The organism is bacterium (assembly GCA_020444065.1).
GTDB lineage: Bacteria > Sumerlaeota > Sumerlaeia > SLMS01 > JAHLLQ01 > JAHLLQ01.
On record JAHLLQ010000002.1, the window covers coordinates 769,192 to 781,709 of the forward strand.

8 protein-coding genes are annotated in these 12,518 nt (G+C 61.0%); 3 read left to right on the forward strand and 5 right to left on the reverse strand.

What is annotated here, in order from left to right; translation table 11 throughout:
• Positions 1-113: 113 nt before the first annotated feature.
• The 5 genes from addA to KQI84_07585 form a co-directional block, all read right to left on the reverse strand.
• Positions 114-3,893 carry a helicase-exonuclease AddAB subunit AddA gene (gene addA, locus KQI84_07565; protein ID MCB2154730.1) on the reverse strand — a complete coding sequence of 1,260 codons (3,780 nt, stop codon included), beginning with the start codon at positions 3,891-3,893 and terminating at the stop codon, positions 114-116.
• Entirely contained in the window at positions 3,890-7,273 is a 3,384-nt protein-coding gene (locus KQI84_07570) for a PD-(D/E)XK nuclease family protein (GenBank protein MCB2154731.1), read from the reverse strand. Before KQI84_07570 ends, addA begins: the two co-directional genes overlap by 4 nt.
• A gap of 13 nt (positions 7,274-7,286) precedes the next feature.
• Entirely contained in the window at positions 7,287-8,258 is a 972-nt protein-coding gene (locus KQI84_07575; protein MCB2154732.1) for a GGDEF domain-containing protein, read from the reverse strand.
• 191 nt (positions 8,259-8,449) lie between these two features.
• A complete protein-coding gene (locus KQI84_07580) occupies positions 8,450-8,974 on the reverse strand; it encodes a peroxiredoxin (protein MCB2154733.1) in 525 nt (174 codons plus the stop codon).
• Positions 8,975-9,074: 100 nt separating this feature from the next.
• Positions 9,075-9,710, reverse strand: coding sequence for a carboxymuconolactone decarboxylase family protein (locus KQI84_07585; protein MCB2154734.1), 636 nt, complete (start codon positions 9,708-9,710; stop codon positions 9,075-9,077).
• Positions 9,711-9,874: 164 nt separating this feature from the next.
• Here KQI84_07585 and KQI84_07590 point away from each other — a divergent pair, with 164 nt between their 5' ends.
• The 3 genes from KQI84_07590 to KQI84_07600 are packed head-to-tail and all read left to right on the forward strand — an operon-like array spanning position 9,875 to position 12,498.
• Positions 9,875-10,765 (forward strand): glycosyltransferase family 2 protein, encoded by an 891-nt coding sequence (locus KQI84_07590; protein ID MCB2154735.1) that lies wholly within the window; start codon positions 9,875-9,877, stop codon positions 10,763-10,765.
• An 18-nt stretch (positions 10,766-10,783) separates the two neighbouring features.
• Positions 10,784-11,674 carry a glycosyltransferase family 2 protein gene (locus KQI84_07595; protein MCB2154736.1) on the forward strand — a complete coding sequence of 297 codons (891 nt, stop codon included), beginning with the start codon at positions 10,784-10,786 and terminating at the stop codon, positions 11,672-11,674.
• Positions 11,671-12,498 (forward strand): hypothetical protein, encoded by an 828-nt coding sequence (locus KQI84_07600; GenBank protein MCB2154737.1) that lies wholly within the window; start codon positions 11,671-11,673, stop codon positions 12,496-12,498. The genes KQI84_07595 and KQI84_07600 overlap by 4 nt, the downstream gene beginning before the upstream one ends.
• Positions 12,499-12,518 lie beyond the last annotated feature (20 nt).

Below are 12,518 nucleotides of genomic sequence, written 5' to 3' on the forward strand. Positions count from 1 at the left end.
TCGACCGGGAGAGAATCCACTGCGCCTCAATGGATTCCGTCCGAACAGCTACGGACCGGACGGAAACAGCATCAAGAACTTTTTGAGAGAAAACGAAAGGATTTCAGCGCGATTTACTCTGTCGGTAGGCAGGCGCCGGCGCGAAGGTATTCCAGCCAGTCTTTTTCGGCTCCCGGCGACGGCATTCGGCATGCCTGGCCCGCGCGCAGGAAGTAGATCCACGCCTCATCCACCGGCCGCCGAAGAGCCCGCTCCAGCCCGACCTGGTAGAGCACCAATTGCGGCGTATAGGCTCGTTCGAGTTCGGGGAGCTTCTCGCCGTGCTTGCCGCACCAGTCCGTCTTGAAATCGAGGAGCACTAATCGACCCTCGGCATCCTCGAAGTACAAATCGACAATGCCCTGGAAGATCATCGGCTCGTCCGCAGCCTCGAATCCGTCGTGGAGATCGCCGGCCGGAACACCGATCGTAAAGGGGGCCTCGTGGCGGACGCGTTCGGCGCAGGCCAGGATGCGTTGCCCAATTGGCTCTTCAAAGAACAACTGCACCTCGTCGGTTCGGAGAATTGCTGCCTCCTCGGGGGAGAAGTAGCCGGCTTCCGTCAGGCGAGCGAGTTCGTCGGCCACGGCGCGCCCATCCCGCACTGCGACCAGGTCCAGCAGGGCGCAGAGCCGATGCGTCAGCGTCCCGGCGCGTCTTCCGGCCGCGGGGGCCGTGCCGCTCATGAATGGCGGCAGCCAATCCGGGGGCACCGGCGGGGGAGGAGGCTCTGCATCGGAGCCGGGGCGCCGCGCAGGCGGGTTGTCCTCGTAGTGAATCGCCTCGTACGCACGCTTGGCCTCGGTGACGGAGAGCTTCGCGCGCACAGCCCCATCCGTGGCGCGCATCTGGATTCCGCGAAGGCGCTCGATCATCGTCAGAAGCATCGGGGTGGCGGCCTTCAAGCCATCCAGTTGATCGCTCTCGCGGCTTCCAGCGACTTCGCCGGAGGAGGGCACCGCAGCCATCGGAACATCCACGATGCGCACATGCAATCCGTCGCCGCCGGTCGGACCGATCGGATTGTCGCGATCGATTGCCTGGAACTCCTCGCGCCCGCGCAGTGCCTGCAGCGTCCAATCCATCACCGAGTTCGCAGCCGCCGTATCGCCCTCGCCATCCGGTTGCGTGACTGCGGGGAGTGGAAGATGCCCTTGGATCTTGCTCCACACGTTCTTTGCCGAGCCGATCAGGAAGAGGCGCTCCTTCGCGCGGGTCATGGCAACGTAGAGAAGCCGCAATTCCTCCGAGCGCGCCCGATCGAGCATCGCATCGACGAGAAATTCTCGCGCGATCGAACGTCGCGACTCTCCATAGCGGCGTTCGGGCAAATACCGCACCGCGAAACCCGCTTCGCGATCCCACACGACATCGGCGCGGGCGTCCTGGAAGTTCAAGCGCTTGCCGATGAACGGCACGATGACGACGGGGAACTCGAGTCCCTTGCTCTTGTGGATCGTCATGATGCGGACGACATCGGATTCGGGCGGGGCCGCCGATGGCTGGCCCAAGTCTTCGCCGCGCTGGATCAGATCTTCGATGAACTCCAGGAATCGGCCGAGTCCCGTGCGCCGGAATGAATCGAACTGCACGGCGCGATCCTGGAGATACTGCAGATTCAGACGCCTCTGATCGCCGTTCGGCAATGTTGCGAGACGTTCCCGAAGATCCAGCTCATCGTATAGCCGCGCGAAGAAGTCGCCCATGCTTTCGCGCCGCGCGGCGCTCTGCCACGTTCGCAATCGCACAAGGAAGTCGGCCGATCTGGACTGCAGAGGATGCTCGGAATCTGCGGCGATGGCTTTCAGATTATCGAACAGGCGCCCCTTGCGATCGTGCAGGCGCAGCATCGCCAACTCGTCTTCGGTCCATTCACCCGCCGGCCCGCGGAGGCAGCCGATCAACTGTACGTCGCGATAAGGATTGTCGATGACATGCAGCAACGAGAGCACATCGACGACTTCCTGTTGTGTCAGGAAGCCGATGGACTCCTGCGTGAAGTACTCGATGCCGTGCAGTTTGAACGCCTCGACCAGCTTTGTCGCATAGCCCGACGACGATCGCAGCAGAATCGCGATGTCGCGTCGCGGCACATCCAACGACAGAATTGTTTGCGCAACGTAGTGCGCTTCTTTCTCGTAGGAATCGTAGAGCAGCAGTTCGTCGGTCGCTGCCGTCTCTTCCGCCTCGTCATCATGATCTGCAGCCGTCTGTTCGAGGAGGTGCACCTCGAGCCGTGTCGCCTGCGACCCCGACTCCGCGCGGCCGGGCACGAACGTATGGCGATGATCATAGAGAACGCTTCCGATGCGAGGGCAGAAGAGCGATTCGAAGAAGCGATTCAGCTCGCGAAGCAGCGCCGGGGCGGAACGGAAATTCTCCTGCAAATCGATTCGCGCACCAGGCGATGCCAAAACATCAGGCGCATAATCCCGATAGCGATCATACAGACTCTGGAACTGCGTCGGATCGGCTTGCCGGAAACCGTAGATCGATTGCTTCACATCACCCACAACGAACTGGTTCCCTTGCTCCGCTTCCGAGGCCGGGCGCGACACGCATTTCAGCAGCGTCGCCTGCAGCTCGTTCACGTCCTGAAACTCGTCCACAAGTACGTACTCAAATCTCTCCTGCATGCGCTTGGCGGCGGCAGTCGGTGCGTCGTCCTTTGATGACAAGAGTTGCAGGGCGAGGCGCTCCAAGTGCCCGTAAGTCAAACGGCGCTGCTCCTTGTGGCGCGCCAGCAACTCATCAATCAGCCTGAGCCCCAGGCGATCGAGCATCAGACGGACGAAAGGCATCGTGGAAGCGACCTGCGCCCGCATGTCATTCATGGAGACATCCGGCTCGAGCATTTCGAGCGCCTTCTTCGCCTCCTCAACGGTTTCCTTCAGCGACGCGCTTGCCGCGTGCAGGACCGCATCGCCCGCAGAAGCATTCTTCGTCAGACCACTGCGCCGCGGCAGCTTCAGCATCTGCTTGAAGTCCGGAAGCGGCTGCGCGGGATCGATATTGGTCATCAGAGTGGCGAGTTGACTCTCCAGATCGGCGATCGCCTGCCAATACTTCTTCGCCCAGTTTGCAGAGAGGGAATCCAGCCCCGCTGCTCTTCGCAGGGAGGACATTGCAGACACAATGGTGCGCAGCGGTTCGAGCACCCACTTGGAAATGCGCTTCCCAGCTTCGGAATCCTCAAACGGAATCGTGTCGTTTGCCGCCTCCTCGTAGAAGGGCAGAACCCGCTCGAACACGAAGGCGTGAGGATCGGTGAGGGCCTCGAGGAAACTGATGATCGAGCCAGTCGTTTTGCCGATCATTTCCAGCCCATCGGCGGGGGAGAGCTGTTCCAGAATCTGAAACAGAACAGGTCCCTCTTCCGGATCGTCGAGCACGTCCGCGAGCGCCTCGTCTATGACCTCTTCGCGTAGGAGAATCGCTTCCTCTTCCGCCATGACGTCGAAGTCCGGGGCGAGATCAATCTCGGCAGAGCTCTCGTGCAGTAGTGCGAGGCAGAAACTGTGAAGCGTTGAAATCGGCGCGCGGGGCAGTATCGTGAGTTGATTCTGCAGATGGCGGATCGTCTTGTGATCCGCGCCCTCCCAGCGGAGTCGTGCGATTTCGTCACGCAGTTTCTTGCCCAGACGCTCCTTCATTTCGCTGGCGGCTGCGCGCGTGAACGTCACGATCAGCATGTTCTCGATCGAGACAGAATTCTCCGGATCTTTCAGCAAGCGAAGGACGCGCTCGACCAGCGTTGCCGTCTTGCCGGCTCCGGCACCTGCATTTACGAGCACATTCTGGCCGCGCACGTCGAGGGCGCTCTGCTGCGCCGCTGTCCATTTGATCTCGCTCACGGCTGCCCTCCTTCAGGTGGGCCAAGCCACGATTCGACGGCATCCGAGCGCTTCAAGTTCGGGACAAGTCGCCGCGAGTTCATCGAGTAGTCGAGTCGGCAGGCGGGCCGATAAGGACACCATCCGCAAGGCGTTGAGGTTCCCTGCAAAGCGGGCCCCACTTGCACATCGCCTCGCGCGATCGCCTTCACGTGATGGCCGATAGTCTCTTTCGCCTTGATCAGCAGGCGCTCGAACTGCGGATCGCTGATCGCATCGCCGTAGTGCGCCGTCTTGACGGCCGGATCGCCGGGAGTCCGACCAACAAGTGCCATCCCGTTCGGGTCGACCCAAAGCGTTGCATTGGCCGTTGCGGGAACGATTCCGCGGTACGTGCGCCCCGTGTCGTCGCGTTGCACGATTCCCAGGTAGACCGCGCCACCGAGTTTCGCCGCCTCGCCATCAAGCAACTTCTTCGCATTCGCCTGCAGCGCACACAGGTACACCGGCAACTGAAGGCTCTTGCCATCTCGGGCGGCCGCCCAGTTCTGTTTCCTGCTTCCAAGCTTGTAGTCCACGACAATCAGCCACTTGTCTCCGTCCCCACTTTCGGCCACATCGATGCGATCGATCTGTCCGCGCAGTAGAACCGGAAGTTCCGAACCGTCATCGAGGTGAACCTCCAGGCGCAACGCGTCCAACTCGCCGCGCGGGCCGAAAGTGACTTCCGTCCCGATTGGCCGCGAGCTCATCGCCCGGGCAGCCTGCACGATGAAATGCACAAGGTCCGTGACCTGGCGCTTCACGAGTTCGACGATCGCTTTGCCCCCCGCTGTTTCGTACAAACCGGTTTGCTGCATGCGTTCGACGGGCGCGGCAAATGCCTGCGCGACCTCGGCGGCAATCGCATCGTCTTCGAGATCGGCAAAGCTCTTCGACTCCGCGATCAGCTTGTCTGTCAGTTCCTTCAACGCGGCGTGGGCGAGGCTACCGACGTCGGCCCGGGTCAGCGTTGCATCCGGAGCCACCTCGGGACGGATCATCGCATTCAGGAAATACTGGAACGGGCAGTTCGCGAAGCTCTCGAGGGCAGAGACGCTGGTTCGCAACTCATCGCCAAGGAACTGGCGTGCCATCTCCGACGAAATTCGCGCTTCATTTCGCAAGCCGGCAGTGCAGAGGACCTGGAGGAAGCCCTCGCGTTCTCGCAATGGCAGTCCATCGACGAACTCTTTGGCGCCGAAAAAAGGGGGGACGGAGTCACGGTCGGTCGTCTCGAAGATCTCACGACACAGAATCGCCGCGGCCTCCCGCGCTCGCAGCACGCGATCCGGCGAGAGTTCAGGGACCGTGTGTTCGATGGGACATTGAGGGAAGAGACGCTCAACTTCACTCCAGTAGGGTGAAGGCATCAGGGCCTGCCCCGCATCGTCCGAGAATGGGCGCAGCAGTGTCAGCGCATGGCTGGCTCGCGTCAGGGCGAGTTGCGCAAAGAACAACTCGCGCATGTACAGCCGACGGCTGGATGCTTTGAGCTCGACAGGTTTGCCTTCCAACGTGCGCAACTCATCGCGCTCCTGATCGGTCAGCAGCGTCGCGTTCGCCCCCGGAAGCGGGAAACGCCCTTCCGCCAGGCCCAACACAATCGCGCCCTGCATTTCGGGTAAGCGCGTGCGATCCACCTGTCCGACGATTACCTGGTTCATACGCGGTGGGATTCGTGGCAGCGTCAGCGTGCCCAACGTCGAGCGCATCAACTCGAGGCAAACTTCCGCCTCGAACGCGTCATCGGCCGACGATTCCACCATGGCCTGCATCACTTCACCGATTTCCGTCAGGATCGGTTCGTCGGTCTCCGATGGCTCCGGCATTGCCTCTGCCAGGAGACCGCACGCGGCCTGCACGAAACCCGCGAGACAATACTCGCCCGCATCGTTTTTCGCCTCCGAAAGCGCAACCAGCAGCCGCTGCAATGGCGCAACGACCTCGCGGCGAAGGGCATCCAACTCATCGATGCCTTTCGGCTCCTCCACGTGATCCGGCTCTTCGAAGGGAGATCGCGCGGGGGGGGGCTTCCATTCCTTGCGACTTACCCACATTTCGGCTCGGCGCGGATAGGCATCGACGAATTCGTCGAGCTTCGACACCGCGTCGCGGTCGAATGCAAAAAGCCCCGACTTGGCAAACTCGAGAATCGGTCCGCTTCGCCAGCCGCCGAGAACCGCCTCCAGTGCAGCAAGTAATCCCTGGATGGCGGGGTGGTTCTGCAGGGGTTCGTGGCGATCGATGAAGAATGGGATCCCCGCCGCGTGCAGGTATTCCGACAATGGCTGAACGTATGAATCCAACTGGCGAGTCAGGATCGCCATTCGTCCCCAATGCCAGGCGCGATCGCGTTTCCACTCGAGCAATTGCTCAACCGCCGCACGGCATTCATCGCGTCCATTCGCCGCGACCACGAGACGAACCCACTCCGGGGGATCGCTTTCCGGCGGATGCGGTGGCTCGGCCTTGAGAGCCTTCTGGAGTTTCTGCAGCGAGTCAGTCTGAAAGCGCGGCGCATCATCAAGAGCGATCGATTCGCACACTTGCACCTGGTTGTCCGTCGCCAGTGCCAGAAGTTGCTCGAGCGTTTCTTCCGTTGGAAAGGAGCGCGATTCCTCATCCGGCGCGTCGCCATTTCGTACCGATTGGAAACGATCCAGATCGATGGACAGTGCGAGGTTCACCTCTTCCGCGCGCTTCATCAATCCGGCCAGCACTTCCAATTCAATCGGCGTGAATCCGTGAAAGCCATCCACATAGACGCGCGCGCCCTGAAGCTCATCGCTCGCTTCGATCAGGCGACGCAACTCCATCAGTGTCTGTTCCGGATCCTGAAAACGGTTTGCGATACGGCGATCATAGTCCTCGGCTACGTCCGCAAGTTCGGACAACTTCTCCGCAAGGACATCGTTGATTGTGCCCACATCGTTGGCCAGATCGCGCAGGCGCTCCGTCGAGACACGGAATTGCTTCATCTCGGAGAGCATGGCGGCGACGCTCTCGTCGATACTGCGGACACGCAGCAGACGGCCTGCTCGATTCTCCCGGCGCATTTGCGCGATGATCGCGGTCACCAGAACGCGCCGATGAATGTCACCCAAGCGCGGCAACGCCGGCCCCGGCGTCATCGAGAAGACCCATTGGGCCAGCCGCGCGAAGGACAGGACGCGGGCGCGCACCGTGCCGCTCAGATCGGTGCGAATCAGTGCCTGCTCTGTCTGATAGGAAGCCTGTTCCGGGACCAGGAGAATGAGCGGAGGGCCTTCCGGTTCGCGGTTCGCCTCGCTCCGCACGGCGCGCAGCATCCACTCCGTCTTGCCGCTTCCCGGCGGGCCGGCGACGAATCGCAATCCCATCCCGCGCTCTCTCCTAAGGTTTCAGATCGACTGTCTCGTCGTTGAATTCGACGCAGTTTCGTCCCGCGTTCTTTGCCTTGTAGAGCATCCTGTCGGCGCGTTGGAAAATGGAAATGCTGTCGTCGCCTTTGCGATAGGACGCGCCCCCGATACTGATCGTGAATCGCAACGTCTTGCTGCCTACGCCGAGTTCGCTGCTCGCGACCGACTTGCGAAGTCGCTCCGCAAGTGTCAGCGCCTCGTCGTTCCCCGTGTCGGGCAGGCAGATGGCAAACTCCTCACCGCCCCAACGCGCGACAAGATCGCTTTCGCGACAGCCCTGCTTCAAAATGTTCGCAACATGGCAGAGCGCTTCATCGCCGACGTCATGCCCGTGCTGGTCGTTCACCTCTTTGAAGTGATCCAGGTCGAGCAGGAGAAACGACAACTGGATGCCCAGACGCCCCGTGCGGGCCAGGTGATGTTTCATGTGGGCCAGAAGTTGGCGGCGATTGTCGAGTCCCGTCAGCACGTCGCGTGTTGCGGATTCATAGAGCGACTCGTCGTGGCGCAATTCGCCTTCGTCTCGGACAAAGAATCCGATTAACGACGAACCGATCAAGAGGCGATCATGCTCTTCCAACTGAATGCGCGCATCGATCTGCCGGCCGTTGACCTCGGTGCCGTTTCGCGAGCCGAGATCCTCAATGTAGCAGCAAGGCATCTCGGTCGGCTTATCGTAATTCTCGTATTCGATCTTGGTGTGCATGCGCGAGGCCGTCGGATCATTTAGAGCCCAATCGACCGACGTGCTGCGTCCGATTACGATCTGCGGCTTGTGGAGGGACTTGCGCTGCCCCTTTGCGGGGCCGCCGAGACATATCAAGACTGGCCGGAACGTTTCCGGACCGGTCCGATGGCGATACAGCGACTTCTCATTGATCGCTGTCGACTCGGTATCATCACACTTGAACTCTTGTTCAGGCTCTTTGGCGTGATCCGTCATTAACCCAGACGTCTTCCCCAATTGGTTTCGAACACGTGTCGCCACAGCAAGCCTTCTAGCAGAACGGTATATTCCCGGAGTAGGGGGGCGCGCGCAAAGGAAAATCTCTCTTGCGGGCCAGGAAGGCGAAATAGAAACGGCCGGCTCGTCGCGGAGCCGGCCGTATCGATGACAGGGGAGGGAGGGAAATCTTAGACGTGGAGCGTCTCTTCGCCCACCTTCCAGTTGCAGGGGCAGAGTTCGTCGGTCTGCAGCGCATCCAGCACGCGCAGGACTTCCTCGGGGCTCCGGCCAACATTCATATCGGTCACATAGACGAAACGGACAATCCCGTGCGGATCGATCAGCAATGTGGCACGCTGGGAGACGCCTCTCTCCTGGTCCAAAACGCCCAGTGATGCGCTGATCGACTTCGTGTAGTCCGAGAACATCGGGTGTCTCACATCGGCCAACTCGCTCTTGGCCTGGGTCCACCCCAGGTGGCTATAGATGCTGTCGCAACTGCCCCCCAGCACCTCGCATCCCCGTTCCTTGAATTCCGGAGTCATGTCGCTGAAGGCCTTGATCTCTGTCGGGCAGACGAACGTGAAATCCAACGGCCAGAAGTACAGACAGACCCACTTTCCTCGATACTGGCTCAGGGTAATTTCCCTGAACTCAGTTCCATCCAGGGCTTCCGCCTTGAAGTCCGGGGCCTGCTGTCCGACTTGGATCATGGTGACTTCCTCTCATTCTTGCATAGCTCAAACGCCGTTCCATCCCACCCGGTGGCCGCCTGCGTGTCAGCCGGAAAATCGCAAGCAAAACGATTGCCATTTAGCCGGCAGGAGCAGCCAGGGCATTCGAAATCCGGTCAAGTGCCTCGGCCGTGGCGGCGGCCTTGATGGCTTCGTCGATTTGCTCGACCGTCATGCCCAACTCGCGGCCCTTCTTCACGTGTGCCTTGACGCAAGTGGAGCAGTTGTTCGCGGACGACACCGCGATACAGATGAATTCCACCTGAAGCTGTGTCAGAGACGACCTGATGAAGGCATTGGCACTGAACGGCGCGCGGAGGGCGTCAAAATCGGGATCCTGCACGAAGCCGCGGAATCGGTAATACCCGTTGAACACGATGCAAGTGGTTCCGATGGCGATGGCATCGGCGACCTGCCGGGGTTCTGCACCGGCCTCGCGAGCCGCAGAGCCCAGAAAGCGCGTGGCCTCAGGCGAACCGATCACCGCAGCAACGGCTGTCGCCACCAGCAGCTTCGTCGGATTGGCCAGTTCACCGCCATCAAGGTGCCGCTTCAGGTTCTGGCAGAGGTCCTGGATTCCGGACTCGGAACCGGCCAGACCAGCCAATCCCGAGGGCAGCTCATCGACCTTCATCGCCTCCTTCAAGCGTTCCAGCGCCCGCTGTGCCTTTTCCGTTGTTTCGGCCCCATCCCATGGTCTCAACTCGTCGCTCATTGCTTCTCCTCTCGTACGTGCGGCTTTTTCCCCGGTTGATCGCGCGGAGAGGTTGACGTCCGGCCTCGCCCGCGCACAGATTCTCTGGCTCGCCGGGGCAGCTGGAGGATCAACATTTGTACCAGCCGACCGGGCGGCAGGAATCTGACTCAGGCAGACATTGCATGGCGGCAAGGCGTGTCACGAAGAAACAATCGGATCGAGCATCCGACGAACTCCGTCCGGATTCGCCCGATCTCTCTGTCGTGCTCATCAACTGGCGAATGGGCAAGGACCTCGCCAGTGTTCTGCCGAGCATTCGACGCCAGGAATCCCGCATTTCGCGCGAGATCATCGTCGTCAACAAGCCAAGCGAAGACGGCACCGAAGAGCTCTGCGCTGAGTACCCAGAAGTCCGGCTGATCACTCACGAGATCTTCGGAATCGCGGAGATGCGCAATGTCGGCATCGAGGCTGCCCGCGGCCGCTACTGTCTGATGCTGGACGCCGATACGGAGATTCTCCCGGGCTGCTTCGACGCGCTGGTGGAGTTCATGGATCGGTATGCGCGCCTGGGCGCCTGCGGCGGTCACACACGGCGTCCGGACGGCTCGATCGAGTACAACGTGAAGCGTTTCTACAGCCTGGCAACGATCGCCGTCCGGCGTTCGCCCGTGGGAGTCCTCTGGCCGAATAATCCCTGGAATCGTCAGCACCTGATGCTGGATCGCGATCACGATCGCCCTTTCCTCGGCGATTGGGTGGCTGGGGCGTGTTTCTGCATGCGGCGCGAAGCCATCGAAGAAGTCGGCCTGTTCGACGATCGATACTACTTCGGGTTCGAGGATGTCGACTGGTGCTGGCGGGCAAAGCGTCTGGGTTGGAAGATCGCTTTCTGCCCAAGCGCCCGAATCATTCACAAGGTCCAGCAACTGAGTCGCGCCGGTTTCAATCGATTCACTTTCGCGCACCTGAAGAGCGGCATCCTGTTCTGGCTGAAGATGAAGCGCCTCGACTGGGGCCTGACGGACGACAGTCCGCGCCTGACGACCGCCCCTGGCGAGAGCACATCCTGAGAGGCTGAAATCACCGGAATGAGCACGCCGGATCTTGACATCAGCCTGATCATCGTCCACCGCAACGGAGTGCAACTCCTGCGAGACTGCCTGCAGAGCTTGCCGGCGGCCTGCGCAGGCATTACGTGGGAGGCCATCGTTGTCGACAACGGCAGCACCGATGGCAGCCCCGAGATGGTCGAGAAGGAATTTCCGGAAGCCCGGCTGATTCCGAACAAGGACAACGCCGGCTTCACCCGGGCCAATAACCAGGGGCTGGAGATTGCCCGCGGCCGATACCTGGTCCTGCTGAACAACGACACGGAAGCATTGCCAGACGCATTTGCCAAGGCCGTCGAGTACCTTGATGCGAATACCGACGTTGGCACGGCAGGTTTGAAGCTGCTGAACCCTGATCGTTCGCGTCAGCTCTCCTGCCGACGGTTCCCGACATTTCAGCAGGCGCTCTTCAATCGATACAGTCTGTTGACCCGCCTGTTTCCCAACAACCCGTATTCGGCCAATTACTTGATGTCCGACATCGAAGACGACAAGATCCACGACGTGGATTGGGTCAGCGGCGCGTGCCTGATCGCTCGGCGCGAAGTCTACGACTCCATCGGTGGTTTGGATGAGCGCTTCTTCATGTACTCCGAGGATGTCGACTACTGCCTGCGCGTCTGGCAGGCCAGGTATCGTGTGATCTATTTGCCCATCGCGTCGGTCGTGCATTACATCGGCCAGACGTCTGCCAAGTACCCATTCATGCCGATACTCTCGCGGCATCGCTCAATGTATCGCTTCTACAAGAAGCACTACAGCCGCGAGCTGATCTTCCTGGATGTCGCGACGGCCGGTATGGTGACGACTCGCTGCGTGCTGCAACTTGTCAGCGTATTCTTCAGGCGCCTGGGGAGGAAGACAGCATGACGCCCTTCCCCGCGTTATTCCTCGGTGCGCTGATTGTGACGCTACTGGCAGAAGCCATTCTGCCGGCGGGACGCCAGTGGCTTCCCAAGGAAGGTGGCGAGGATCGCGAACCTTTGCGAACCGGCCTCGGGCTGTGGGTTGGCCTGATGGTCTCGACGCTGCTGGCCGGCGTATTCCAGGACCGCATTCCCGGAAGCGACGGCCTTCGCATGGGGCCTTCCCTCTGGCCTCTGGCACTGGCAGCGGCACCGTTGGTGATTGCGGCGCTGCTGAGCGACTTCGGCCGCCCGCGCAGCGAACGGCACGCTTTGGGGCTTCTGCTCAGCGGCATTGCACTCTTCAGCGCTGGATTCTCGATCGCGATTCTGACGATTCCGCTGAAGGGAACCGTCGCTGTCGGCATGGTCGGCCAGGTGATCCTGACCACCTTCTGGCTCTTCCTGCTGGCCAGCATCGTCGAGTTGGTGAGCCTCATCCCGCTCGGCGTTGGCATTTTCGGCCTTGCGATGGCGGGGGTGATCTGGCTGAGCGGTGGGGAACAGCAATCGGTAGCCAGCTTCGGCCTGGCGGGCATCATCACCGGGGCGCTGGTTGGGCGCGCGCTCGGCGACCTGGTGCGGCGCCGACGGCTGGCGCTTGGTAAGGCTGAAATCTTTGGGCTGGGGATCTGGTTGACCGCTTTGACCAACATCTCCTTCCTAAAGAGTGTTGCCCTCGCGGGCTTCGTGTTGCCCCTTGGGGCGTTGGCCGTTGCGGTCATTCTGCTAACGATTCGCGGTTTCGAGCGCAGTCTGCTGCTGCGCGGCGCGCCACGGAACGACTGACAATTCATTCAACTCGGCAA

Coding starts and splice junctions, on each gene's coding strand:
- KQI84_07570 (MCB2154731.1), bottom strand. CDS start 7,273: ATGGGATTGCGATTCGTCGCCGGCCCGCCGGGAAGCGGCAAGACGGAG.
- KQI84_07575 (MCB2154732.1), bottom strand. CDS start 8,258: ATGACGGATCACGCCAAAGAGCCTGAACAAGAGTTCAAGTGTGATGAT.
- KQI84_07580 (MCB2154733.1), bottom strand. CDS start 8,974: ATGATCCAAGTCGGACAGCAGGCCCCGGACTTCAAGGCGGAAGCCCTG.
- KQI84_07585 (MCB2154734.1), bottom strand. CDS start 9,710: ATGAGCGACGAGTTGAGACCATGGGATGGGGCCGAAACAACGGAAAAG.
- KQI84_07590 (MCB2154735.1), top strand. CDS start 9,875: ATGGCGGCAAGGCGTGTCACGAAGAAACAATCGGATCGAGCATCCGAC.
- KQI84_07595 (MCB2154736.1), top strand. CDS start 10,784: ATGAGCACGCCGGATCTTGACATCAGCCTGATCATCGTCCACCGCAAC.
- KQI84_07600 (MCB2154737.1), top strand. CDS start 11,671: ATGACGCCCTTCCCCGCGTTATTCCTCGGTGCGCTGATTGTGACGCTA.